Origin of the sequence: Sphingobacterium sp. SYP-B4668, assembly GCF_027627455.1 — a bacterium.
Taxonomy (GTDB): Bacteria; Bacteroidota; Bacteroidia; order Sphingobacteriales; family Sphingobacteriaceae; genus Sphingobacterium.
This window is the reverse complement of record NZ_CP115483.1, coordinates 4,235,257-4,260,260: the sequence shown is the minus strand read 5'-3', so window position 1 is coordinate 4,260,260 and position 25,004 is coordinate 4,235,257. Positions and strand designations below refer to the sequence as shown.

The window sequence follows — 25,004 nt, the reverse complement described above, 5'->3', positions numbered from 1 at the left end:
GCGGTCGGTTTATTTTGAAAGAAAGTTAATTAGCTAACTTTTCCTTTAGCTTTTGCAACTACCTCATCTTGAACGTTACGAGGAGCTTCAGCGTAGTGGTCAAATTCCATTGTAGAAGTTGCACGTCCTGAAGTGATGGTACGTAATTGTGTTACATAACCAAACATCTCAGAAAGAGGGACCAATGCTTTGATTACCTGAGCACCATTACGAGAGTCCAAACCTTGCATCAAACCACGACGACGGTTTAAGTCACCCATCACGTCACCCATGTTTTCTTCTGGTGTTAAAACCTCTATTTTCATAATAGGTTCCATCAATACAGGAGAACATTTAGGTAATGCCTCACGGTATGCTGTACGAGCTGCTAGTTCGAATGATAGTGAATCTGAATCGACTGCGTGGAATGAACCGTCGATCAAACGAACTTTCATACCTGACAATGGGAAGCCGGCCAATACACCGTTTTTCATTGATGTTTCGAATCCTTTTTGAACAGAAGGTATGTATTCCTTAGGGATAGATCCACCAGTGATTTCGTTCACAAACTGAAGTGGAGATTTTGAAAGATCATAATCTTCGTCAGCTGGAGAAATAACAATTTTAATGTCGGCGAATTTACCACGACCACCAGATTGCTTTTTGTAAACTTCACGGTGCTCACAGCCACCTGTAATAGATTCTTTATATGCTACTTGAGGAGCTCCTTGGTTTACCTCGACTTTGAACTCACGACGTAGACGGTCAATTAGGATGTCTAAGTGAAGTTCGCCCATACCCGAGATAACTGTTTGACCAGTCTCTTCATCCGATTTAACAACGAATGTAGGATCTTCTTCGGCCAATTTTCCTAATGCTATACCCATTTTATCAACGTCAGCTTGAGTTTTAGGTTCAATTGCCAAACCGATAACTGGCTCAGGGAAGTTCATGGATTCTAGGACGATTGGATGTTTTTCATCACATAGTGTATCACCAGTCTTGATATCCTTGAAACCTACTACAGCACCGATGTCTCCAGCCTCGATGAAAGGGATAGGATTTTGCTTGTTTGCATGCATCTGGAAGATACGAGAGATACGTTCTTTGTTTCCTGAACGTGTATTCAATACATAAGAACCAGCTTCTAATTTACCGGAGTATGCACGGATGAAACATAGACGACCTACGAATGGGTCAGTCGCAATTTTAAATCCTAATGCAGCGAATGGCTCGTTAACATCTGGTTTACGGATCAACTCTGCACCAGTATCGGGATTAGTACCGACAACACCTTCTGAATCCATTGGTGAAGGCAATAATTCCATTACGAAATCCAACATGGTCTGTACACCTTTGTTTTTGAAAGATGAGCCACATACCATAGGAACAATTGCGTTGTCCAACACTGCTTTACGAAGAGCGTCAAGGATTTCGCGCTCGGTCAATGAGTTTGGATCATCGAAGAATTTCTCCATCAATGACTCATCGTATCCAGCTACTGCTTCCAACAATTTTTCACGGTATTCGGAAACTTCTTCTAGCATATCTGCAGGGATAGGCACTTCAGTGAAGGTCATTCCTTTATCATGCTCATTCCAAACGATACCACGGTTGTTGATTAAGTCAACAACACCTGTAAAGTTGTCTTCAGCTCCGATTGGTAATTGTAGAGCGACAGCATCAGAACCTAACATTTCTTTAACTTGTTTTACAACTTTCAAGAAATCAGCTCCAGAACGGTCCATTTTATTGACAAAACCGATACGAGGTACTTTATAATTGTCTGCAAGTCTCCAGTTGGTCTCCGATTGAGGCTCAACACCATCAACTGCTGAAAATAAAAATACCAATCCGTCTAATACACGTAATGAACGATTGACCTCAACCGTGAAATCCACGTGTCCAGGAGTATCGATTACGTTGACGTTGTATTTGTCACCACGGTAGTTCCAGAATACGGTTACTGCTGCAGATGTGATCGTGATACCACGCTCTTGCTCTTGAGCCATCCAGTCAGTAGTTGCCGAACCTTCGTGCGTTTCTCCCAATTTGTGGTTTACACCAGAGTAGAAAAGGATACGCTCCGTAGTTGTTGTCTTACCAGCATCGATGTGGGCGGCGATACCGATATTTCTAGTAAATTTTAAATCTCTTGCCATATAATTTTTATACACTTAGTTCGGTATGAACTTTGTTTTTTTGATTTTAAATAAGTACACCGACTTAGCAAATAGCGCGATGCCATTTTCCGAAGTCGGTGTATCCGTATTTTTTTGAATCCTTCAAAATTAAAATCTGAAGTGTGAGAACGCTTTGTTGGCTTCAGCCATTTTGTGCGTATCCTCTTTTTTCTTAACAGCAGCACCTTCACCTTTAGAAGCTGAAATGATTTCTCCTGCTAATTTTTCGAACATCGTCTTTTCGCCACGTCTGCGAGAGTATGAAATTAACCATTTCATACCTAAAGCAATTTTACGCTCAGGACGTACTTCCATAGGAACTTGGAAGTTAGCTCCACCTACACGACGAGATTTAACTTCGACGGCTGGCATAACGTTGTTTAAAGCTTTTTTCCAAGTCTCTAAACCGTTTTCGCTAGTTTTTTGTTCTACTAATTCTACAGCTCTGTAAAAGATGTCATATGCGATAGATTTTTTACCGTCATACATCATGTTGTTTACAAAACGTGTTACCTGAACGTCATTAAACTTTGGATCAGGTAGAATGATTCTCTTTTTTGGTTTTGATTTTCTCATTTCTCTTTCCTCCGTTTAATTATTTCTTCTTGCCTTTTGCAGGAGCTGCAGCTGCTTGTCCTGGTTTAGGGCGTTTAGTTCCGTATTTAGAACGACGTTGGTTACGACCTGCTACACCTGAAGTATCTAATGCACCACGGATAATGTGGTAACGTACACCTGGTAAATCCTTAACACGACCACCACGAATCAATACGATAGAGTGCTCTTGTAAGTTGTGACCTTCTCCTGGGATGTAAGCGTTGACCTCTTTACCGTTTGTTAAACGTACACGAGCTACTTTACGCATTGCTGAGTTTGGTTTTTTAGGGGTAGTAGTGTATACACGAGTACACACACCTCTTCGCTGTGGACAGCTGTCCAACGCTGGCGACTTACTCTTGTCAACCAGAGCTACTCTACCTTTTCTAACTAATTGTTGAATAGTAGGCATTTACCTGTTTTTGATTATAAAATTTATTAAAAATAATTTTTTAAAGTCCGCAAAGATAGTGATTCTGTTTTGAATATGAAATAGTTAAGGCGTAAATTTTACTTATTTTTTATTTCGTTCGATGCTATATCAGGCTGGCTGTGATTCAATTGAGCGTGTGGCCTCTAGCTTTATTAGCAGAAAGCTGATGTGCTATTTTTGATACAGCTATGGATGATATATGTCTTTAACCAAGGGGCGGGATTACCTGTTTATGGGTAATTTTCAAATTCTTGTGAAATTATGACGGCTATACGCGGGTTTTGGCGTCACATTTGTAATGGAGCAGTGAATATTTTTTACTTAAATAATTGATGTTATGAAAATGAAAATGATGTATGCCATGGTGTTGGCGTTTGTAATGGTTGCATTTGTGGGGTGTTCTAAAGATGATGATGGACCTAGTGGAGGAAGTATTGATGCTGCGGTAGGTACTTATAAAGGAACTATTGATATTGTTGGTGGAGGTCAAAAGTTTAATCAGACGGTCGTTGTTACGAAAGTAAGTGACAAGAAAGTTAGGATTACTGCTCAAGATGGTAGTTTGAAACTTCCTGTTAAAGAAATGGAAGTCTACAATAATAGTAATATGGGTATCCTTTCGCAGCCAACAGAGCCTCAGGGGGTCTTTGTATATACTTTTGAGAATAAGGGATTGTCCTTCGTGACGAAAGTGACTGCAGAAGGTGAGGTAATGTACAGTTTTGAAGGCCTAAAACAATAATTTTTTGCACAAAGCTCAACAAAAGCCGCATCGATACTATATCGATGCGGCTTTTTAGGTTCAGTATACTTGTTCTTTATAGATTGTAGTTATTTCTGCGATGCGGTACGGTCGTGATACAGTTGCTTGCGAATAGTCTTTAATAGCTAGGATTCAGTAAGAGAGCATTTGGAAAGATGTATCCGTGCCAACAAGTGCCACAAGCTTTACGTCTGGATTCTGTCAACTTCGCTCTTTGTCCGTCATGTATTCGGTGCTCCACCACCTCTGCTGAACCTCTGCATCACCAAATCATTACCTCTTCACTACGATAAAGGTAAGGATAAGGTAGTAATAAGCTGGGCGGAAAGTAATAAAGTGCCGATGTGGGAGCGAAGGACTTTCGAGGAGCTTTCGGAAAAGGTATGGGAAATGAATGTTAGATTCACTAAAGGTGTACTGGGGGTGTACGGTTAGTTCACGGGAAAGGTACTGAAAAGGTACTGGAGATTCACCAAGAAGGTACTAAAGAGCTACTGGATATCTACTAGCTGCTGGTAAGTGGGGCGCGGGTAAGCTGTATGTCATAAGTAGCGCAGTAGTATTTTCAATGAGGGATGATAAAGGATCTCTGGTGAAGGGAGGTCGGTTGAGGTGTGTAGCTTGACGTCTAAAGCCTGTCGCAATGGATGTGTGTTTAATCTGACTATGAATTATACAAAAGTGCCAATCTGAAATTGGCACTTTTGTATAACTCGGAATAGTTTTAAGATATCAACGTAAAATCAATCTGTCTTTTGTCCATATCTACTTTTTTTACCATGATTTGGACTTCATCCCCTAGTTGATATTTTTTCTTCTTACGCTGGCCAATGATAGCATAATTTTTTTCATCGAGCACATAAAAATCGTCGGTAATATCACGAAGCCGGACAAGCCCCTCACATTTATTGGATTCGATTTCTACGTACATTCCCCATTCGGTAACGCCGGATACAATCCCTGTGTATTCAACGCCGATTTGGTCTTGAAGGAATTCGGCTTGTTTGTATTTGATGGATGCTCTTTCTGCTTCTGCCGCTTTCTTCTCCATTTGTGAGGTGTGGGCACTCATTTTTTCGTAATGCTCGGCATTGACATTGCTGCCACCATCCAGGTAGAATTGAAGCAGCCTATGGACCATCACATCTGGATAACGTCTGATGGGGGATGTGAAATGCGTATAATAGTCAAATGCCAATCCGTAGTGGCTGGTGTTTTTGGTGGTGTATACAGCTTTGGCCATGGAACGGACGGCAAGTGAGGTCAAAAGGTTTTGCTCTTTGCTCCCTTCAATCTTCGTCATCAGCGTATTCAGGGATTTTGCGGTCTCTTTGTCTGAGCGAATGCTGAGCTTGTGTCCAAACCTGGATGCGAACTGGGAAAAGGTGAGCAACGTTTCGGGGTTTGGTAAGTCGTGGAAGCGATATACAAAAGTCAGCTTGTTTTTGCCTTTGCCTTTCTTTCCGATGAACTCGGCCACTTTCCTATTGGCCAGTAGCATAAAGTCCTCGATTAGTTTATGGGCGTCTTTACGGACTTTGGTGTATACGCCGGTGGGTTTGCCGTTTTCATCCAAGGTGAATTTGACCTCTTCGCTTTCAAAAGCGATGGCGCCATTCTTAAATTTGCGTTCACGTAGAATGTAGGCGAGTTCATTTAGCTTTAGTATTTCTTTGGAGAATTCACCACTCTTGTTTTCGATGATCTCCTGTGCTTCTTCGTATGAAAATCTTCGATCGGAATGTATGATGGTGCGACCAAACCACTCGTTGTGTATATTGGCTGCCTCGTCTATTTCAAATACTGCTGAGAAGCACAAGCGATCCTCATTTGGTCTTAGGGAGCAGAGGTCGTTGGACAGTCGCTCTGGGAGCATAGGTATTACACGGTCAACCAAGTATACAGATGTGGCGCGCTCAAAAGCTTCTTTGTCCAGGAGCGTATCCGGTTGTACAAAGTGACTGACATCTGCAATGTGGACCCCAATCTCATAGTTGCCATTGGGTAATTCTTGGAAAGAGATGGCGTCATCAAAATCTTTGGCGTCGGCAGGGTCAATCGTGAATGTAAGGACTTCTCTGAAATCTCTACGTTTTTTAATCTCTGCAAGGTCAATCTCCCCAGAGATGGAATTGGCTTCTTCTTCTACTTCGAGAGGGAAGGATAGTGGGAAGCCGAAGTCTGCCAATATGGCATTCATCTCCGTGTTGTTCTCGCCTTTTTTGCCCAAGACGTTTTTTACTTTTCCGATTGGATTTTTACTTCCCCTTGGCCAATCGATAATGGAGACGACGGCTTTTTCTCCATCCTTTGCACCATTGAGGTTGTCTAGTGGTACGAAGATATCGTTGAGCATCTTTCGGTCATCTGCGATGAAGAAGGCAAAGTTTTGGGATAGGTTGATGATGCCGGTGAAATCTGTCTTGGCTCGTTGAAGAATCTCGACGACCTCACCTTCTTTTTTTCGACCCTTCCTCTTCTCGTAGGTGTGTACTTTTACGATGTCACCATGGAGGGCCTGTCTTAGTTTTCGAGGGGCAATGTAAATGTCATTTTCGAGTTCATCCTCGGGTATGATATATGCTGATCCGTCAGCAGTCATGTCGACCTTTCCGGTGATGTAAACCTTGAGTTGGCGAAGTTGGAATTTGCCTTTCGAGATTTCTACAAATGGGCTGTTTTTGGGGTCGGTAGTAAGGACCTCTGCAATGGCCATTTTTGCGTCTTGATCGGTGACGTTAAGTTTGGCGGCGACTTGTTTATAGTTGAAGGGTTTGTTTCCTGATTTTTCGAAGATGTCCACAATCAATTGGGTCAACACCTCCTTGTATGGGTTTTCTTTTTTTGTTCTCATGTATTTTCTATTTATGTCAATTCACAGATTTCATCTCCCATGGGAGGGGGGAGGGGAGTGTGTGAATTTGTCTTTGGGTCGACCTCTAAGTTAGGGGCGCCCCGTACACTTTCGAATGTACGGTTTTTTTTTGAACCAAATGTGAAAACAGCTGGATAAGTGCTGTGATAATTTGAAACGTTTATGTATGTGTACTTATTATTTATTTTAGCATTTGTAATTAGTTGATTATTATTTTATTGTTTTTGTTTATGCTAAAGTTGTTAAATGATAAAAGTGCTTTGAAGATACTTTTAGGCTAGTTGAGGTCTTTTTGATGTATTTTGCTAAAAAATTAAATTGAACCATATATATATGTAAATCTTATAATTATCTATATTTTAATATGTAATATTTTTTTAAGTAAAATTTAGCAATTTTATTTTTGATAGTTTTAGCTTTGAAATTTTACCCAAAAATGCCTAGTGCACCATTTGTAAAAATGGTGCACTAGTATAACTTGAGCATGTGAAATGGTAAGCTTTATTCTGCTGCTGAGTAGCACTTGTCACATAAGCCTACTGCATTAACGGCGACTTTGTGTAGCTTGAAATTGTTCGGTAAATTTATTTTGGGAATGGATATCTCATCAAGGCAATAGATGCTGTTGCATACCGAACAGATAAAATGGACGTGTTGATCATGGTGGTCATGTGCCGAACAACGGGTTGAACAAATCGCATAAGTGGCTGTTCCGTTAAGGTCAAATATCTTGTGAAGAATACCCTTCTCTTCGAAATTGGCGAGTATACGATAGAGGGTTACACGGTCTATTTCTGTCCCAACAATCTTCTCTAAATCTGGTTGGGAAATGGCTGATGTCTTGCTTGAAATGATGTCCAAAACACGTAGCCGAGGCTGGGTCACTTTGAGCTTATTCTGCCGTAATAGATTGGCGAACTCCACCTCTTGCTCCGCGTTTTTTTTGGTGTTTTCAGTCGCTTTCATAATACAAATTTAGGCAAACTTTCAGGCATAAAAAAACCGAAAACACGGTAGGGATTTTCCTGTTGTGTTTTCGGTCTTTTATGACTTTTAGTTTACCATTGAGTGCTGAACCAGCTTCACTAGATGGAAGAGGATTGAGCAGAAAATATGATTTTTTATCGAATTATTTGCCGGCTGCTTTGGCGTGATCAGCCAAAAATTGAGCCAGTCCACTGTCCGTCAATGGGTGTTTAAGTAGGGAAACAATAGCTGATAATGGACCTGTCATGACATCGGCACCAATCTTAGCACATCCTAAGATGTGCGCGCTGTGGCGTACCGAAGCAGCCAAGATTTGAGTCTTGAAACCGTAGTTGTCATAGATTAATCTGATGTCTTCGATAAGGGCCAGGCCATCTGTCGAAATGTCATCTAAACGTCCAATGAAAGGAGATACGTAGGTAGCGCCAGCTTTAGCAGCTAGGAGCGCTTGACCTGCCGAAAATACCAATGTACAGTTTGTTTTTATTCCTTTTTTGCTGAAATATTTGATTGCTTTGATGCCGTCTTTGATCATAGGGACTTTTACGACAATCTTATTGTCAAGGGCAGCAAGTGCCTCACCTTCTTTGATCATAGTCTCAAAATCCGTCGAAATGACCTCTGCACTCACATCTCCATCTACGATAGCACAGATAGCTTTGTAGTGGTTGATGACGTTTTCTTCCCCACTGATGCCTTCTTTTGCCATCAAACTTGGATTTGTAGTCACACCATCCAATACGCCTAGGTCCTGTGCTTCTTTAATTTGATCGAGATTAGCGGTGTCAATAAAAAATTTCATGATGTATTAAATTGATTGTTAATTGTTTGAAAATCTAATTCTGCTGCAAAGGTAATTATTATATTGTATACTCATCGATGAAATTGAATATTGCACGATTTTCAAACTTTTCATCGACTTTTCTGTATTAAATGTAACGAAACTTCTCTAGGAAAGCCTTTTTGAAGCAATAATACTACTTTTGTCTTAAATCATTTTCATGCAGCTCTTTAGGTCACTTCAATATCCCAACTTCAGATTACACGTATTCGGTCAGTCCATATCCCTACTAGGCACTTGGATGCAACGTGTGGCGATAAGTTGGTTGGTCTATAGGCTTACAGATTCTGTTTTCATACTGGGGTTGGTCACATTCATATCCTTGTCTCCGTCCTTGTTCTTCTCGCCATTTATCGGAAGTTTTGTTGATAAACACAAGAAATACAAGCTTGTGTTCCTTACCCAGATTGGATTGATGATGCAGGCGGGCTTACTCACATTACTGGTATATATGAAATGGGAATCTGTCTTGTGGTTGAGTATTTTGGGCTTTTTGCAAGGGGTGATCAACGCATATGATGTCTTGGGGAGACAATCATTAATGGTGTTGTTGGTCGATCAGAAAAAAGATCTGCCAAATGCAATTGCGCTTAACTCTTCTGTTTTCAATGCAGCTAGAATGGTGGGACCTGCTATAGGTGGTTTTTTGCTTAGCGAATACGGAGAATTGGTATGTTTTGGTCTTAATTTTTTGAGTTTTATCCCTGTCATCGGAATGCTTCTATTAATGAAAGTCGAGGAAAAAGAGGTGGTGAGCGTTAAGGAAAGTACGTGGAGAGGATTGGTGGAAGGATTTAATTATTTACGGCATTCGCCTCATATATCATCCCTCATCATCCTGCTGTCGCTTTCCAGCGCGTTTGTAATACCGTATACGTCACTTCTTCCCGCTATTGCAAAGGATATGTTTTCGGGTGATGCGGATACTTTTTCTTGGTTTGAAAGTGCCGCTGGACTAGGGGCAATGTTAGGAGCATTCAATATGGCAAGGCTCAAATCGGGAGCCAACTTACGCTATGGCGTGCTTTTCTCTGCTTTTGCAATGGGGGTGGGGCTTGTATTCTTGGCCGGGTCCAAGATGCTCATCTTCGCCCTGCTATACACGATGGTTATTTCTTTTGCGATGATGGTGCAAAATTCGAGTATCAATACCTACATCCAGACGCATGCAATACCTGCTTATCGTGCCCGCGCAATCAGCTACTATGTAATGGCTTTCCAAGGTGTATTTCCGCTAGGGAGCCTTTTGGTAGGTGCAATAGCCGAGTATATCGGATTAAGGCATACGCTATATGTTATGGGAGGTGCAGGTATAATGGTATCCATTGCCTATTACACATATCTTCGTTTGCATATACACCGCAGGTTATTCAAGTTTAACTTCTACGAACGGGACGGCTCCGAAGCTTAATCGTACATTTGTTGTAGTCAATCACTGCTCCATACCGAGTCAGAATATCGCCACCCAATACCCCAATTACTAACGGCAACTCCATTTGACCATAGGCGTAGTTAATTGCGCTCAGATCAAGTACAGCGACATCTATCTTTTTGGTTTGCCAATCTTGTATCTTGATTTTCGGCAGGTGCAGGGTAAAGCTTTCCATAGAATTAGTGCCCAACCCTGTAGATAGGATGTTGGTGCTTTGAAGGTCGTGTTCGGCAAGTCCTGATGCCATGACGGTGGTCTTGTCTAGAACTGTTTTTGAGGCCCCGGTATCGAGGACCATTTTAAAGGGAGTGTCAAATATCTCGACATCAATAATAATATGATAGCCATCGCCTTGAAGATTCAATAGCGTGAAAGGGATAATGGTCATAAGTGTTTGTGGGATACTATTTTATTGAATAGCATGAAAATACACTTCCGTAGTCTATAGACTACGGAAGTGGTAAAATGGTGTATCTAAAGTACTTTGATTTCTTTGAGAACGTTGTTCATATTGCGTACCGCAGTTGCGCTAGCATTCAATTTTTCTTGCTCTACGCTTGTCAACTCCATGGGAACAATATGTTGCCATCCGTTTTTATTGATGATGACAGGAACGCCTAGGTTAATATCTTGCTGACCAAATTCGCCTTCTAAATAAACGGAAGCCGTAAAGAGCTTGTTTTGATCTCGGACAATGCTTTCCACCACTGCTGCTGTGGCAGCACCAGGTGCATACCACGCGGATGTGCCAATCAATGCCGTCAATGTAGCCCCACCGACCATGGTTTTCTGGACAATATCCTCTTGTTCTTCAGGTGTCAAAAACTGGGATACAGGTATGCTATTCCAAGTGGCATGCCCAATTAATGGAATCATTGTGGTATCCCCATGGCCACCAATGACGATAGCATTGAGGTCAGCCGGAGAAGCATTTAATTTTTGACTTAATTGATATTTAAATCTTGCCGAATCCAAAGTGCCGCCCATTCCGATAATCCTGTGTTTGGGAAGGCCACTGGCTTTCAATGCAAGATAGGTCATGGTGTCCATAGGGTTGGATACAATGACGATAATAATGTCAGGTGAATATTTAACCAAGTTTTCGACGACTGATTTGACGATGTTGGCATTTGTACCAATCAATTCTTCGCGGGTCATCCCAGGTTTACGCGGTATACCAGACGTGATTACCGCAACGGTAGAGCCGGCGGTCTGCTCATAATCGTTGGTCACGCCTTTAATCTTGGCGTCAAAGCCCAAAAGCGCAGCTGTTTGGGAAATATCCTGAGCCTTGCCTTCAGCAAAACCCTCTTTGATATCCAGCAATATAATTTCTTCAGCAACGCTTCTTCTGACCAGATTATCTGCTGTAGTAGCACCTACGGCTCCAGCACCTACGACTGTTATCTTCATAGACCTTGTAATTAGTTTAACTTAATTATTGAGTGTACTGTAAATATAACCAATAATTATCCCAAAAGGGAATGATTTTGAAAATATAACTGGGCTTGGAAATGTATATTCCATGTGGAACATTAGAATGGATAACCGATTGCTAGGTTGAACATTAAGTTGTTCTTTCTCCAAGTCTTACTTCCAAAATCGATATCCTTAAAAACCCACCGCTCTCCTTTTGGGAGATAGGGAACGCGGAACGGAATGGCAAAGTCAGTTCGAAGGATTAAGAACGTAAAGTCGAAACGTAAACCAGCACCTCCACCTACGGCAAGCTCATTGATGAAATTTTTAGAAAATTTTGCACCTGGTTTGTCCGGGTCTTCATTTTGAAGCCAGACGTTTCCAGCGTCAATAAAAGCCGCCCAATGGACAATGCTAGCTAGTTTTGCGCGATATTCTGTGTTGAGCTCCAATTTTAAGTCACCTGTCTGATCGGCAAAAAAGTTGTCTTGTCCTATATTTTGTGGCTTGTTACTACCAGGGCCAATACCTCTAGCTCGAAAGGCTCTTAAGCTATTTGGGCCCCCGACATAATATTGTTTCAAATATGGTAGAGAGTTGGAGTTGCCATAGGAGTGACTCCACCCGATGCCAATGCGAGAAGCAAGTTGGGATGTTTCGGTCAACTTAAGGTAGTGTCGGGCGTCGGCCTGTATCTTGACATACTGTGAGTAGAAGGCATTGAAAATCTTGTGACGTTTTCCCTCTGCATAATTAGCACCCTGTATCAGTCCAAGTACATTTCCTGATAAGTCCAGGCCTCCTTTGAAATAGAAGGTGTTTTTCAAGGCAGCATTCATGGTGTTGGTATATGTGTAATTGTAGACCGGACCGAATGAAAACTGTGGGTCTACAATATGCCGTAAGGCCGGGACGGTATCCATTTGGGCTTGATATTCTGCAGAGATGTTTTTGGGTTGGACATAGGCTATCTCCAATACGCTGAGGTCGTGTTGTTTTTCGTCTGTCTCTTTCCAAGCGTATCCATAATCAAAACTAATGGAGTTTAATCTATATGCAGACTTACGGTTCAAGAACTCGTAACCGGCCTTAAAGTAAGTTTTGGGTATATATTTGCGTGTTCCCGACCATTTAAAGGGACTCAAAATTCGAGGAAAAGAGAGAGTAAGCTCGGCACCGTAACGGTAGTAACTCGAATTAAGATTGACACTTCCCCCAGTTTGGGTCTCATATCCTCCAAATACATTAAGCGACAATTGTTCAGCGCCTTTGAAGGCATTACGCATTGTCCAAGTGACATTCGCCTCTGAACCATTGTATACAGAGGCCATCTTTCCGAGCAATTCCAATCTTAGCGATTTCTTGGGAAGGGGAGTAAGGTAGTAATAAACGTCAAGGGTATTAGCAGAGTCTGGTGAGGGGACGAAATTGTTTTTGACAAATTTGAAACTATTTAAGTTGACCAAATGGTTAATCGTTAGATTGTGATCGTGACGATTATACTTGTCTCCACGTTTGAAGAAAACATGATTGGTGATAACGGGCTTGCGGAACGTATTCTTGCGATCTATTACATAATAATTGTCACGAAATAGCTCCGCGTTACGGGGTTTGGTTTGCTGGTAGCCTTCGTTTCCCAATTGATAATTGGGGTATATATAAATATCGCCAATCTGTTGAGGGTTTTTGGCCTGTTGAGGAGTTTCGGGCTTTAAAATGACGTACATATTGACTTTGTGGTCACCAATGGAGCTGTCAACCTCTACTAATATATGTTCGGGATTGAAATAATAATAGCCTTTGTTCTTGAGATCATTATCAATTCGATCTCGTTCGTTGAGAATAATATCCAAATTGTAATTCTTGCCAACCTGAAGTAACGATTGGTCCCTAGTCGCCATAATGTCTTTTCCAATCTGTGTCGTGCTGTCAATGTCAAATTTGACGGACTTGATTTTATAAATCAAATGCGGGGTAGCTGTATAGGTAACTGTAGCTTCTTTATTGGCAATAGTCGTATCTGAAGTGACTTCGGCATTGAAAAAGCCAAAGTTTTCAAGACGATTCCGTACGAGGTTTTCGTTGTATTCTCGATTGACATCACTAAGAAGAACAGGTTTTGACCCTAATTTTTTAATCCAGTTACGGACAAGGTTATTGCTCGTGGAGTCACCTCCCCCCATATAATATAAGCCGCTTTTGATGCGCATGCCCAATAGTTTTTTATTGGGTTTGGGCATCAAAAGCTCTTCCAATTTGGTGGACATGATTTTCTTATATTCCGCTGGAATAGTATCCGAATTGATGATTACTTCGCCGTTGTCGTAGAGCGATTCGCCCTCGGGTAGATGCTTCTTTGTGCTACATCCGGATATGGTAATCAAAAGAAGAGCAGACCAGAGTGCCGTTTGTAGGTTATTGGTTTTCATTGGGTCTCCTTTCTATTTCTTCATTTCGAACAATAAATTTAACGGTGTCCGTTGGTTTTGATGCTGGACTCTGGTTGGTGGTGCCCTCTAGCGAATCCTTTTTTAATGTCTCTTGCTCTTTCAATTTCTCTTCTTGTCTTTTTCGATATTCTGGACTGTGAATCATAAGGCTGTCTCGGATTACTGTTCGCACGCTGTCTCTATATACCGAATCGGTATTCATGCGTTCAACATCGAATCTTCTTCTGAATCCTTTGCTCTCCGTGTCGTAGTACTGCTGGAGCTGTTTGGTGTTCATGAATATCTCGCGAAACTTATTGTAGTCCATATTGATGATAAACCCTATCCCTGTCTCTACGAATTGTCCTTGCAAAGTGGCTTGGTATTGGTTTTTGCGATATACCCGCGCAAAATAGCGGCCATCTTGGGATAATTGGTAATCTAATGAAATGTCACCTGCAATATTGTTTGCCTGCTCACCAGGTCTTGAACCACCTTCGACTTCGAAGTTAGAACCAATAGTAATTTTGAGACGATCGTCAAATAACATCTTGGATACACCAATATTTAAATCTGTACGGGTATCGCCAGAGCCCGTGAGATAGTCTTGCGAGGATTCCAAACCAAAATCAAGTTCAACACCTTTGATAAGGTCCGATGCTAATGCATTGAGCTGACCACTCAGGAATGAACTCATCGTATTTCTAGCCGTACCTTCTAAACCGCCACCTCCAGACAAACTTTCAAATGGATTGGAAGCCATGAAACGTCCTAGTATAATCAGCGAAAAGACCTGTTTATTCAATTCAGATTGGTCTTCACGTAGTGCAGTAAGTGCATTATTGACCTTGCTTACTACATCTTGGGACACAATTGCATTTTTTTCGTCCAAGTCGATGTCAAAGTTGATGGCAGGTTTGAATAGTTCGCCAGTCAATAGTAGCTTGACGTCAAACGGGACACGCTGCTTATACAGATTAGCGGACTCTGTACCAATTTGATTCTGGACGAGCTCCAATGTTGGAAATTTGTTTTTATATACGGCTGTGATACCTAATTGAGCATCCAGTGGGTCTCCATTCCAAGTGATAGTACTTCCTTTTTGAAAATCAAATTCCTTGCTGATTGGCCCAAAACTAAATGAATAATTCCCTTTTTCTACTGTAAATGTTCCGGACATCGTGATTTTCTCACTGGCATCAATTCCCATGTTAAGCTCTGCTGTACCTTGTATATTCAAGGCGTCCTTGGAGCCTTCATCCATGATGATTTTGAATTTTGCCTCTTTGTCCGTTTGTAGGTTGAGTGTCAGGTCTATACCCGAAAGGTGGGTAGTGGTCGTCATGGAGTCTAACTTTGCAAACACATTGGCCGCTGAAGTGTCACTCTTGTTGACAAATCGAACTACGCCATCCCGCTGTACCATACCTGGATTGTCATTGGGGACGATAAATACAAAGTCGGTTTTATCGTTTGCCTTGATATTACCGTCTACTACGGGTTTGTGCATATCTCCACGGATACGAAGGGTAGAAGTGACAAAGAGCTTTCCGAAGAAAAGGTCGTTGTCTTCACGGGTGGAGTTGACGACTGTGAAATCGTCGGTATTGACATTGAGGTTGAAGTCAAAATCAGTATAGTCTTTTGTTTCGATAGAACCATTAATCTTGGCCATATTGCCCCTATTATCTTTTATCTGGAATTCGCGGAATGCTAAGCCGGCGTCATTGAAAGATATGGTCTGGTCGTCCATGTAGAAATCTGCATTCAACATGGTAACATTTAGACGAGCATCCTGAAATACGAGGTCTCCCTTGATTTTAGGGTCGTCGGTAGTACCACTGATATCTAATCTTCCCTCTAAATTGCCTTCCGTACGCTGAAGATAGCCTAGACTGAATGCTTCTACTGTTTTCATCTTCAATGGTTTGAGGTCTAGCGTTGCTTTGAAGTATGATTTACCATCGGGGGGACTGATATACTCACCCAGCAATTGGACATCATTTCCATTTTCGGTAATGTGGACATCGGCGGCGTAGGTGTTCTCGATTTCATTATTGACCTTTATGGACACATTTCCTACCGTGTCTTTTCCAAAATAGAACTTGTCGATGGTAAGGTCGGATACGAAAACAGGCTTGCTGTCTAGTCTGGATACAGTTGCAGTGCCATTGATTCCACCCCCTAGATTAAGCATTTCCGATTCCAGCATTTGAGAGAAGGTCTCAATTCGAAAGTTGTTGAAAGAAAGATTGATAGGAGAGTTGAATGAAGAGTCTTGGGATACAATCTTGAGCTCTTGACCTTTATTTGATAGTATGAAATCTTCGGCACGAATACCTTCTTTGCCGAAGGAAAGACCATTGCCTTCGGCAATGTGCCACGTCTCGTAGTTCAGCATAAGGCCATTTTCAAGAAGGCTGAGGATGTAGTTGTCGTCATTGACCTTCATGTTGGCCCCAAGATAATATTGCTCCTTATCCTGCTTGTCTTTAATCCATAGACCAAAATCTAGATTGTTCTGAATCACTTTCCCACTCAATACGGTATTGACCAATTCGATATTGCTGACCGCTATTTTACTGATGAGTGTCGAGTAATACATCGTACTGTCCACCGTGTTGATATCTAAAGATACATCCTCAATCTTGGTTCCGGCGTATGATACCTTGGGCGCCACTAACTTTGCCAATATACTTTTGGTTTGGCTATCAAAAGTACCATCGATAGTAACAGGTCTCAATTCTTCTAAATCGGGGAAGAAATCCCTGATAAACCTAGAATTATTGAGTTGAGCACTGAACTCAAAATTTTGGGGAGAGTAGGGGGGGATTACAGTAGGGTTGGCATTCGGTTGATAATAGATACGTAGAATATCCTGCATAGCGGCACTTAATTCGGTAAGTTTATACTTTCCAACCAAGTGGGCCTTTAAAAATTCGGATTGCAACATCAGTTGATTTCTGGACGTATCGGCCTTAGCGACTAAAGACACGCTGTCGAGAACGAAACGGTCATTGTTGTAGGCTATTGAGGAGTTTATGATGTCTATACGACCGTTAAGGAAATTAGGGTCTGCAGTTTCAAAGTCAGCAACGATTTTGCCATGATATCGTAAATCCTGATCCATCAATTTTAAATTCTTTAAATTGATGCTATCAATCATCATGTCGACTTTTACTTTGGGATACTGTCCGCGCATATCTGCGCTTGCTTGTAAGTCAAGGTCCAAATTAGGGTCGGCACTCGAGACAGAGCCCTTGACATCACCTTTGCTTGCAGACAGGTTTAAATCTATATTTTGATATTTGTAACCCATGGCATCCAATCGGAGCAAAGTGCCTTTTACATCAGCTTCCATGGTCTTTGGGTTCAACCCATGCCCTTTTACATCAGCTTCGACGGCTATGATACCTAAAGTAGAGTCCATATTCAATACGCTACCGATATTGAAATCTTCAATACGTAGTCGCGCATCATACGAGGTGTCACGGCCTGCCATGTTGAGCTTGCCGTCAAAGAAAGCATTCCCTTGCTCTGTCTTTAGTGCTAGATCGGCATTGAAGCCCTTCATACCTCCATTGAAGGTTCCCGTCAGTCCAATTGAGGTGGGGAGTTGTATGCTGTCTGGCAACATAGACTTGGCGATAAGCTGCTCTAGATCCTTTCTGCCCGTTGTTAGTTTTTTTAATTTGAGGTCAATGTTCATTTTATCGACATCAGGAAGGCCTTTGATATGCGCACTGGCTATGATATGCGTACGGTTGAGGGTTTTGAATTCGAGGTTAGGGATTTGCAGGTCATTCATTTTGCCTTTGACACGTCCATCTATAAAAAATGTTTTGGTCATTAGGGGCTTCATGACTTGCATGGTGTCTAGAAAGGGCGCGAAAAACTGAATGTCTTTCATACCCAAATGGCTTTTTCTAATATTGGCATCCAAGACCAGTGTTTCCGGTTTCGAGGATACAACTTCTAACGAAGGGTAGGCAATCTTAATGTAGTCTCTTATTAAGGTGTTAGGAGTTTCGGCATATAGATTCTCAATAGTAGCACCTGTGTTGGTATATATAAAGTCTCCCTTCATCTGTTTGATTTCAAATCCGGAATGGTCTTTGGCAGAAAGAGAGTTTAATGCGCCTGATAGTGAATCAGAGGAATAGTATAGGTTTTCTAGATTTCCTGCCAAATCTTGAATCTTGATATTACCATAATCGAAACCCTTCATTCGGGCTTGGTTGTCATCTCTAAACAAGAAATTGGTTTTGTTGATGACAATTTCATTTGCAGATACAATCCAATTGTTGGAAGCGGAAGTGTCTGCCGTTGTTGTCTTCGTAGTCGTGCTCTTCGCTAACTTTCCGAAGATCACTTCGGAGTCCGAACCATCTAATGCAATATTGTCTAAGGTGACTATTTCTTTGTTAAGATCGATTTGGTGAATATTTGCAAGTAATTTTTTGATGTCGAACTGCGTATCCATTGCCGATGACGCATCACTGTATCGGACTTTTATGTTTTTGAGATTAGCAGTCTTAATGCCCACGTTGGGCAATAGGTCAGCTTCTTTGACAGATGAATCCGTGATACCAAAGTCTTCCGCTTTGGGAGCATTAGACGCTGTCATAGGTGACCATTGCTTAACAATCGCTTGTAGCCCATCGATATTGACAGTAGGAAGGTCAAAGGTCATATTCTGGGTCAGATCGAACGTTTTGATTCGCGTGTCGAAATGCAGGAGGTTGATTTCGGCACTTGTGCCGATGACATCATCCTTATATACGAATCTTATTTTGTCAAGATTGACTTTTTCAATGTTGAAAAGCATTGCTGACGAGGTGTCGGCTGTTGGGGTACTTTCTTTTTCAGAAGAAAATGCCTTGACGATATAGTCAAAGTTGAAGGCGCTATCGGGCAACGACCTATTTATTTTTGCAGTTGCACCTTTCAAAGATATCTCCTGGATTTCGACGGTATTCTTTAGCAACTTTAGCATATTGATGTCTACCTTGAGCTCTTCGGTAGCGACTAACGTGTCTTTGCTCTCGTCCTCTAAATATAAGTTTTGAAGGACTAGATTTTTGGGAAATTCTATTTTTATATAGCCTATCTTGACGGGAGTGCCAATCTTGTTCTCTACATAATTGGTCACTTTACCGACCACATAGTTTTGAACAGATGGGAGGCGAATCAAAAAGATGGCAAGTAAAAGCAGCGCGATAACAGAGCCAATGATCCATAAAATAGTTTTTAGTGCAATTCTTCCAAATTTATTCAAAGCCGTATACTCAATAAAAGGGTTAAAGTTCTATGTAAAAACGTAAAAGAATAGGATATGTTTACAAAATTTTATTATTTCACGTAAATTGTCTTTAGTGACAAAGATAATACAACCGCTGTAAATAATTGTATTTTTGAGGGTTGCCCGAAAGTTTTGTGTCCTATCGGATATCTAACATTTTCGAAACCGGTATCTTGACTTATCTAATCTACTGATTTGCAATTTTTTTAATCAAATGATTCGATGCATGAATATGTCATGTTTAACAATCTTTATGATAATGTGTGTGGGCGTGTCAGATTGTTTTTGTATTTTTACGGACTATTTTTTCTTGAGTGCTTGGGTATTGATGGATACCTGCAATTAAATAAGGAATCGATGAGTGCTCCGTCAGTTGGCTGAGGAGTAATGTTGGCCTAAACGAACCATCTCAGTACTTTTAAAACTATTGTGCAGGCGTTTCAAGAAGTTTTTTCTAACATAAAAATTTACGGATTATTTTGGATTATCTAGCAGGATTAAACCCATCCCAAAGAGCAGCTGTAGAGCAGGTGCAAGGGCCGGTGATGATTGTCGCAGGAGCGGGGTCCGGTAAGACACGCGTGATTACCTACCGTGTAGCCCATCTCATTCAAAAAGGTATAGATCCCTTTAATATCTTGGTATTGACCTTTACGAATAAGGCTGCTAAGGAGATGCGTGAACGTATCATTAAGGTTGTTGGCAACGAAGCGAAAAATATTTGGATGGGAACATTTCACTCTGTATTTGCCAAAATTTTGCGTGTGGAGGCTGAGTTAATCGGTTATCCACGTAACTTCACCATCTATGATTCAGATGATACCAAAAGTTTGATTAGGACTATTCTGAGGGAAATGAACCTTGATGATAAGCTTTATAATGCCAATCATGTTTACAGTCGGATTTCTCAAGCTAAGAATAATCTGATCTCTCCGCAAGAGTATAATAAAAACGAAGCAATCAAAGCTGAGGATCAATCCAACGGCCGCGGGCAGATGGGAGAGATTTACATGACTTATGCGCAACGCTGTTATCGCGCTGGAGCAATGGATTTTGACGATCTTCTCTTCAAGACCAACGTGCTCTTGAATAAGCATCCCGAAGTGCTGCATAAATATCAGCATCAGTTTAAGTACCTAATGGTGGATGAGTATCAGGATACTAACTTTTCCCAATACCTCATTGTGAAGCGACTTGCTGCGGTTAATGAGAATATATGTGTGGTAGGGGATGATGCACAGAGTATATATGCCTTTCGTGGTGCTAATATTCAGAATATCCTCAACTTTCAGAAGGATTACCCCGAGGTGAAGGTATTCAAATTGGAACAAAACTATCGGTCGACGAAGATGATTGTCAATGCTGCAAATAGCATCATCGCCAATAATAAGAACCAATTGGAGAAGAATGTGTTCTCGGATAATGAAGAAGGAGAAAAAATCAAGGTAAACCGTGCTTTTTCGGATAACGAAGAGGGGAAGATTGTTGCCGATTTGATTGCGGAAGAGAAGTCATTGAAGGGATTGCGTTATAAAGATTTTGCAATTTTGTACCGTACCAACGCGCAGTCTAGGGCAATGGAGGAGGCTTTGCGTAAAATCGGTATACCTTATAAGATATATGGTGGTACTTCTTTCTATCAAAGAAAGGAAATCAAAGATTTAATCGCCTATTTTAGACTGACCTTCAATCCTAATGATGAAGAGGCCTTGAAACGAGTTATCAATTACCCTCGTAGAGGGATTGGTGATACGACTTTAGAACGTATTATGATTGCGGCGGACCAACAACAATTGAGATTGTGGGATGTAGTAGCCAACGCACAGATGTTTTTGGACGGGAGAAGTGCATCATCAGTAGGGGGCTTTGCGACGATGGTACAAAGTTTTCAAGCCATGTCCAAAGGACATTCGGCATTCGATACGGCTATGCACATTGCCCAGCATTCTGGAATTTTGAAAGAGCTATATGCTGATAAATCTGTTGAAGGATTGAGTCGGTATGAGAATATTCAGGAGTTGTTGAATGGTATCAAAGAATTTTCTGAGCGTGAAGATATTGAAGATAAAGGATTGGATATCTTTATGCAAGATATTGCGTTATTGACCAATGACGATAATGATAAGGACCCTAATGCGGATACCGTGTCACTGATGACAATTCATTCTTCTAAAGGGTTGGAATTTCCAATTGTCTTTATCGTTGGATTGGAAGAAAATCTATTTCCGTCGCAACTTTCTTTAAATTCAAGAACAGAACTAGAAGAGGAGCGTCGTCTATTCTATGTTGCGGTGACGCGAGCCGAAAAGAAATTGTTGATTTCCTACGCCACCTCCCGCTATCGATGGGGTACATTGAACAACTGCGAACCGAGCCGGTTCTTGGATGAGCTAAATCCTGCATGTCTGGATTTGGATTTTAAGCCTAGGGCTATGCCTTCCTCTGCTGGTGATGGTTTCCAACGTGATCGCGTCAATTGGCAACAGAAAGATCAAGACGTATTCACGAAACCTAAGCCGAAGATTGTTAAAACTACTTCCATATTGCCTAAGGCGCATACGCCTACTCCGGGGTTTACGCCATCGGATACTAGCGGGCTACAAGTGGGGATGGAAGTAGAGCATGAACGCTTTGGCTTTGGTAAGGTTGTGAATCTTGAAGGAAATAAAACGGATATAAAAGCAACTATTTTCTTTAAAGAGTTGGGACAAAAGCAATTGTTGCTTAAATTTGCCAAACTTAGGATTGTACAATAAGCATTTATTATATTTACACAAGAATAATGACATCCGATTTACGTTGTAGTAATAAGGTGTCTTGATACAGCATTTATGGATTTTGATTATAACAGCACTAGACCCAAGCTTATATTAGCTGAATATGGGAGAAATGTGCAAAATATGGTGGATTATATTTGTTCACTTCCTACTAAAGAGGAACGCAATAGGCATGCTCAAGTCGTGATTGATATGATGGGGGTGTTGAACCCACATTTACGGGATGTCGCCGATTTTAAGCACAAGTTGTGGGATCACCTCCGCATTATTTCTGACTTTAAGATTGATGTAGATTCTCCTTATCCTGTCCAAAGCAGAGAGGATGTGAAACATAAACCGCAGATACTAAACTATCCGCAACATAAAATCCGTTTCAAGCACTATGGACATACCGCTGAGACGATGATTGAACGTGCAATCTTAATCTCAGATGAAACCAAAAAGGGACAGATGACTGTGTCAATTGCTAATTTTATGAAAATGGCCTATCTGACATGGAATAAAGATTCAGTATCGGACGAGCAGATTCTAGCAGACTTGAAGGAGCTTTCAAAAGGCGCACTTTCTCTCCCGGAAGGAACGGTACTGACTAAGCTTGATTTTAAAACCCCTCCTCCAGGAAACAGGGTGAAGACGCAAGCCGGTGGCGCTTCCACAAATAACAATAAGGGTAGTAATCAGCAAAAGGCAGGTAGCAATATGAAGAAACCTGGTGGCTTTGTGAAGCGGAATAACAATAATAACAATAACAATGGTGGTGGTGCAAAAAAGAGCTATCACAGTAATAACAACCATTCCAATAATCATAAAAGAGGATAATTTTCACTTTATGATAGGTGGGGAAGAGCAATTGAGATGTATATCATATTCCAATTGCTCTTTTTAATTAATAACGAACTTTACGAAAAAAAATGAATGCATTTGAGATAAATGGAGGAAAACCATTAAAGGGAGAGATTGTTCCTCAGGGGGCTAAAAATGAAGCTTTACAGATTATATCTGCCGTATTGTTGACGGAAGAACCAATGACAATAACCAATGTCCCTGATATCAAGGATGTAAATAAGCTGATTGAACTGTTGCAGTCGCTAGGTGTTAAGGTGAATCGTGTGGATAAAGATACCTACGTATTTGAGGCAAAGGATATCGATATTGATTACTTTCTTTCAGAAGAATTTAAGGTGAAGGGTGGGGGGTTACGCGGCTCTATTATGATTGTAGGTCCATTGCTGGCACGATTTGGTAAAGCGGCCATCCCCAAACCAGGTGGAGATAAAATAGGAAGAAGACGTCTGGATACTCATTTTCTTGGATTTGAGAAGTTGGGCGCTAAATTTGTGTATGATGCCGAAAACCATTTTTTCAATGTGGATGCTACTGAATTGACCGGTGCGTTTATTTTGTTGGATGAAGCCTCTGTGACAGGTACGGCCAATATCGTGATGGCTGCTGTGTTGGCAAAGGGAACTACCACTATTTACAATGCAGCTTGTGAGCCGTATCTTCAACAGCTATGTAAGATGTTGAATAGGATGGGGGCTAAGATTAGCGGGATTGGATCTAATCTATTGACAATCGAAGGGGTAGAAAGACTTGGTGGAACCAGCCATAAGATGCTGCCAGATATGATAGAAATAGGTTCATTTATTGGACTGGCTGCGATGACTGGATCGGAGATCACAATCAAAGATGTTTGTTACAAAGAGTTGGGAATCATACCTACTATTTTTTCTCGACTGGGAATCAAACTGGAGTTGAGGGGAGATGATATATTTATTCCTGCTCAGGAGCATTATGAAATAGAGACCTTTATTGACGGGTCTATTTTGACGGTGTCCGATTCTCCTTGGCCAGGATTTACACCCGACCTATTGAGTATCGTATTGGTCACCGCAATCCAAGCAAAGGGAAATGTGCTTATCCATCAAAAAATGTTCGAGAGCCGTTTGTTTTTCGTTGACAAATTAATCGATATGGGCGCCCAGATTATTCTTTGTGACCCACATCGTGCTACTGTAATCGGTCTAGATAAAGCATTTAAATTAAGAGGCATCGAGATGACCTCACCGGATATACGCGCAGGAGTATCGCTACTTATAGCAGCGCTATCTGCACAAGGTAAATCTAGAATTTATAATATTGAGCAGATTGAACGAGGGTACCAAAATATCGAGGAAAGATTGAAGGCCCTAGGTGCGGATATTCGGAGAGTAGAAGCTAGTCCTGTAGGTCATTAGATTTGTCTGAAAAATGTCTTTTCTTATTTTGCTGACAAACTATATAGGATAAATCTATATCTTTGTGTAGAACTAATGTTTAAACATATAAATTAACAAATGTCATCATGAAAAAAATCGTTTTATTCGCGGCAGTTGCTGCTCTAGTATTGGGTTCTTGTGCAGGTAATCCAGAAGGAAAGAAAGCTGATACTTCTGATTCTACAGCTATTGTTGAAACACCTACCACAGGCGATGCCTATACAGTGGATGCTGCTCAATCGAAAGTAGTATGGACAGGTACAAAAGTGACAGGTGCGCATACTGGTACAGTAGCTGTCAAGTCAGGTACCATTCATGTCGAGAATAATACGTTGATTGGTGGGGATTTTGTTTTGGATATGAATACAATCAGCTCTACTGACTTAGAGGGTGAATATAAAGGTAAATTGGATGGACATTTAAAGTCAGCAGATTTCTTTGATGTAACGCAATTCCCTGAAGCAACATTCGCTATTGCAAAGGCTGAAGTAGGGGCTACACCTGCTGATTTAAAAATTACTGGAAATTTGACAATCAAAGGGGTGAATAAGAGCATTACTTTCGATGCAAAAGTATTGGAGTCTACAGATACCACTATCAAGACCCATGCTGACTTTAACATCGTCAGAGGAGATTGGGGAGTGAACTATACAGGAAAAGAGGATGATTTGATTTCTAAAGAAATCAATTTTAAGATTGATATCGTAGCAACCAAGAAATAGTCGATAC

17 protein-coding genes are annotated in these 25,004 nt (G+C 41.1%); 7 read left to right on the top strand and 10 right to left on the bottom strand.

Annotation, left to right across the window (positions count from 1 at the left end; all coding sequences use genetic code 11):
- Positions 1–29: 29 nt before the first annotated feature.
- From fusA to rpsL, 3 genes are all read right to left on the bottom strand, one after another.
- On the bottom strand, positions 30–2,141 hold the full coding sequence (gene fusA / locus OQ289_RS17360; protein ID WP_033564349.1) for an elongation factor G: 2,112 nt from the start codon (positions 2,139–2,141) through the stop codon (positions 30–32).
- 129 nt (positions 2,142–2,270) lie between these two features.
- Positions 2,271–2,738, bottom strand: coding sequence for a 30S ribosomal protein S7 (gene rpsG, locus OQ289_RS17355; RefSeq protein ID WP_033564214.1), 468 nt, complete (start codon positions 2,736–2,738; stop codon positions 2,271–2,273).
- 19 nt (positions 2,739–2,757) lie between these two features.
- The gene (rpsL, locus tag OQ289_RS17350; RefSeq protein WP_002993550.1) at positions 2,758–3,171 is read right to left on the bottom strand and encodes a 30S ribosomal protein S12; all 414 of its coding nucleotides are present in this window, start codon (positions 3,169–3,171) and stop codon (positions 2,758–2,760) included.
- A gap of 358 nt (positions 3,172–3,529) precedes the next feature.
- On the opposite strand from rpsL, the gene OQ289_RS17345 reads away from it, so the two are divergent.
- Together OQ289_RS17345 and OQ289_RS17340 are read left to right on the top strand one after the other, a co-directional pair.
- A complete protein-coding gene (locus tag OQ289_RS17345; protein ID WP_270088101.1) occupies positions 3,530–3,934 on the top strand; it encodes a hypothetical protein in 405 nt (134 codons plus the stop codon).
- Positions 3,935–4,102: 168 nt separating this feature from the next.
- Positions 4,103–4,390: a hypothetical protein gene (locus OQ289_RS17340; RefSeq protein WP_270088100.1), complete on the top strand. Its 288-nt coding sequence runs from the start codon at positions 4,103–4,105 to the stop codon at positions 4,388–4,390.
- 289 nt (positions 4,391–4,679) lie between these two features.
- Here OQ289_RS17340 and rnr read toward each other — a convergent pair whose 3' ends face one another.
- From rnr to fsa, 3 genes are all read right to left on the bottom strand, one after another.
- Positions 4,680–6,809: a ribonuclease R gene (gene rnr / locus OQ289_RS17335; RefSeq protein ID WP_270088099.1), complete on the bottom strand. Its 2,130-nt coding sequence runs from the start codon at positions 6,807–6,809 to the stop codon at positions 4,680–4,682.
- Between the two features lie 522 nt (positions 6,810–7,331).
- Positions 7,332–7,796, bottom strand: a complete 465-nt coding sequence (locus OQ289_RS17330; RefSeq protein ID WP_033564217.1) for a Fur family transcriptional regulator — start codon at positions 7,794–7,796, stop codon at positions 7,332–7,334.
- Between the two features lie 163 nt (positions 7,797–7,959).
- Entirely contained in the window at positions 7,960–8,619 is a 660-nt protein-coding gene (gene fsa, locus OQ289_RS17325; protein WP_033564218.1) for a fructose-6-phosphate aldolase, read from the bottom strand.
- Between the two features lie 199 nt (positions 8,620–8,818).
- On the opposite strand from fsa, the gene OQ289_RS17320 reads away from it, so the two are divergent.
- Positions 8,819–10,069, top strand: a complete 1,251-nt coding sequence (locus tag OQ289_RS17320; RefSeq protein WP_270088098.1) for an MFS transporter — start codon at positions 8,819–8,821, stop codon at positions 10,067–10,069.
- Here the strand turns inward: OQ289_RS17320 and OQ289_RS17315 are convergent.
- The 4 genes from OQ289_RS17315 to OQ289_RS17300 form a co-directional block, all read right to left on the bottom strand.
- Positions 10,035–10,478, bottom strand: coding sequence for a retropepsin-like aspartic protease (locus OQ289_RS17315; protein ID WP_270088097.1), 444 nt, complete (start codon positions 10,476–10,478; stop codon positions 10,035–10,037). The two genes, OQ289_RS17320 and OQ289_RS17315, sit on opposite strands and share 35 nt — an antisense overlap.
- An 86-nt stretch (positions 10,479–10,564) precedes the next feature.
- Complete coding sequence (locus OQ289_RS17310; RefSeq protein WP_270088096.1) at positions 10,565–11,503, bottom strand: malate dehydrogenase; 939 nt, start codon at positions 11,501–11,503, stop codon at positions 10,565–10,567.
- Between the two features lie 122 nt (positions 11,504–11,625).
- A complete protein-coding gene (gene tamL, locus OQ289_RS17305; protein WP_270088095.1) occupies positions 11,626–13,938 on the bottom strand; it encodes a translocation and assembly module lipoprotein TamL in 2,313 nt (770 codons plus the stop codon).
- Positions 13,925–19,216 carry a translocation/assembly module TamB domain-containing protein gene (locus OQ289_RS17300; RefSeq protein WP_270088094.1) on the bottom strand — a complete coding sequence of 1,764 codons (5,292 nt, stop codon included), beginning with the start codon at positions 19,214–19,216 and terminating at the stop codon, positions 13,925–13,927. Before OQ289_RS17300 ends, tamL begins: the two co-directional genes overlap by 14 nt.
- Positions 19,217–19,719: 503 nt before the next feature.
- Here OQ289_RS17300 and OQ289_RS17295 point away from each other — a divergent pair.
- The 4 genes from OQ289_RS17295 to OQ289_RS17280 all read left to right on the top strand — a co-directional run bounded on the left by OQ289_RS17295 (position 19,720) and on the right by OQ289_RS17280 (position 24,997).
- Positions 19,720–21,996, top strand: coding sequence for an ATP-dependent helicase (locus tag OQ289_RS17295; protein WP_270088093.1), 2,277 nt, complete (start codon positions 19,720–19,722; stop codon positions 21,994–21,996).
- A 75-nt stretch (positions 21,997–22,071) separates the two neighbouring features.
- Positions 22,072–22,836 (top strand): DUF4290 domain-containing protein, encoded by a 765-nt coding sequence (locus OQ289_RS17290; RefSeq protein ID WP_270088092.1) that lies wholly within the window; start codon positions 22,072–22,074, stop codon positions 22,834–22,836.
- A 92-nt stretch (positions 22,837–22,928) separates the two neighbouring features.
- On the top strand, positions 22,929–24,254 hold the full coding sequence (gene murA / locus OQ289_RS17285) for a UDP-N-acetylglucosamine 1-carboxyvinyltransferase (RefSeq protein ID WP_270088091.1): 1,326 nt from the start codon (positions 22,929–22,931) through the stop codon (positions 24,252–24,254).
- A 107-nt stretch (positions 24,255–24,361) separates the two neighbouring features.
- Positions 24,362–24,997, top strand: coding sequence for a YceI family protein (locus OQ289_RS17280; protein WP_270088090.1), 636 nt, complete (start codon positions 24,362–24,364; stop codon positions 24,995–24,997).
- Positions 24,998–25,004: the final 7 nt, after the last annotated feature.

What these genes read in the sequence shown, in the direction of transcription:
- fusA (WP_033564349.1), bottom strand. Translation starts at nt 2,141, where the DNA reads ATGGCAAGAGATTTAAAATTTACTAGAAATATCGGTATCGCCGCCCAC.
- rpsG (WP_033564214.1), bottom strand. Translation starts at nt 2,738, where the DNA reads ATGAGAAAATCAAAACCAAAAAAGAGAATCATTCTACCTGATCCAAAG.
- rpsL (WP_002993550.1), bottom strand. Translation starts at nt 3,171, where the DNA reads ATGCCTACTATTCAACAATTAGTTAGAAAAGGTAGAGTAGCTCTGGTT.
- OQ289_RS17345 (WP_270088101.1), top strand. Translation starts at nt 3,530, where the DNA reads ATGAAAATGAAAATGATGTATGCCATGGTGTTGGCGTTTGTAATGGTT.
- rnr (WP_270088099.1), bottom strand. Translation starts at nt 6,809, where the DNA reads ATGAGAACAAAAAAAGAAAACCCATACAAGGAGGTGTTGACCCAATTG.
- OQ289_RS17330 (WP_033564217.1), bottom strand. Translation starts at nt 7,796, where the DNA reads ATGAAAGCGACTGAAAACACCAAAAAAAACGCGGAGCAAGAGGTGGAG.
- fsa (WP_033564218.1), bottom strand. Translation starts at nt 8,619, where the DNA reads ATGAAATTTTTTATTGACACCGCTAATCTCGATCAAATTAAAGAAGCA.
- OQ289_RS17320 (WP_270088098.1), top strand. Translation starts at nt 8,819, where the DNA reads ATGCAGCTCTTTAGGTCACTTCAATATCCCAACTTCAGATTACACGTA.
- OQ289_RS17315 (WP_270088097.1), bottom strand. Translation starts at nt 10,478, where the DNA reads ATGACCATTATCCCTTTCACGCTATTGAATCTTCAAGGCGATGGCTAT.
- OQ289_RS17310 (WP_270088096.1), bottom strand. Translation starts at nt 11,503, where the DNA reads ATGAAGATAACAGTCGTAGGTGCTGGAGCCGTAGGTGCTACTACAGCA.
- tamL (WP_270088095.1), bottom strand. Translation starts at nt 13,938, where the DNA reads ATGAAAACCAATAACCTACAAACGGCACTCTGGTCTGCTCTTCTTTTG.
- OQ289_RS17290 (WP_270088092.1), top strand. Translation starts at nt 22,072, where the DNA reads ATGGATTTTGATTATAACAGCACTAGACCCAAGCTTATATTAGCTGAA.
- murA (WP_270088091.1), top strand. Translation starts at nt 22,929, where the DNA reads ATGAATGCATTTGAGATAAATGGAGGAAAACCATTAAAGGGAGAGATT.
- OQ289_RS17280 (WP_270088090.1), top strand. Translation starts at nt 24,362, where the DNA reads ATGAAAAAAATCGTTTTATTCGCGGCAGTTGCTGCTCTAGTATTGGGT.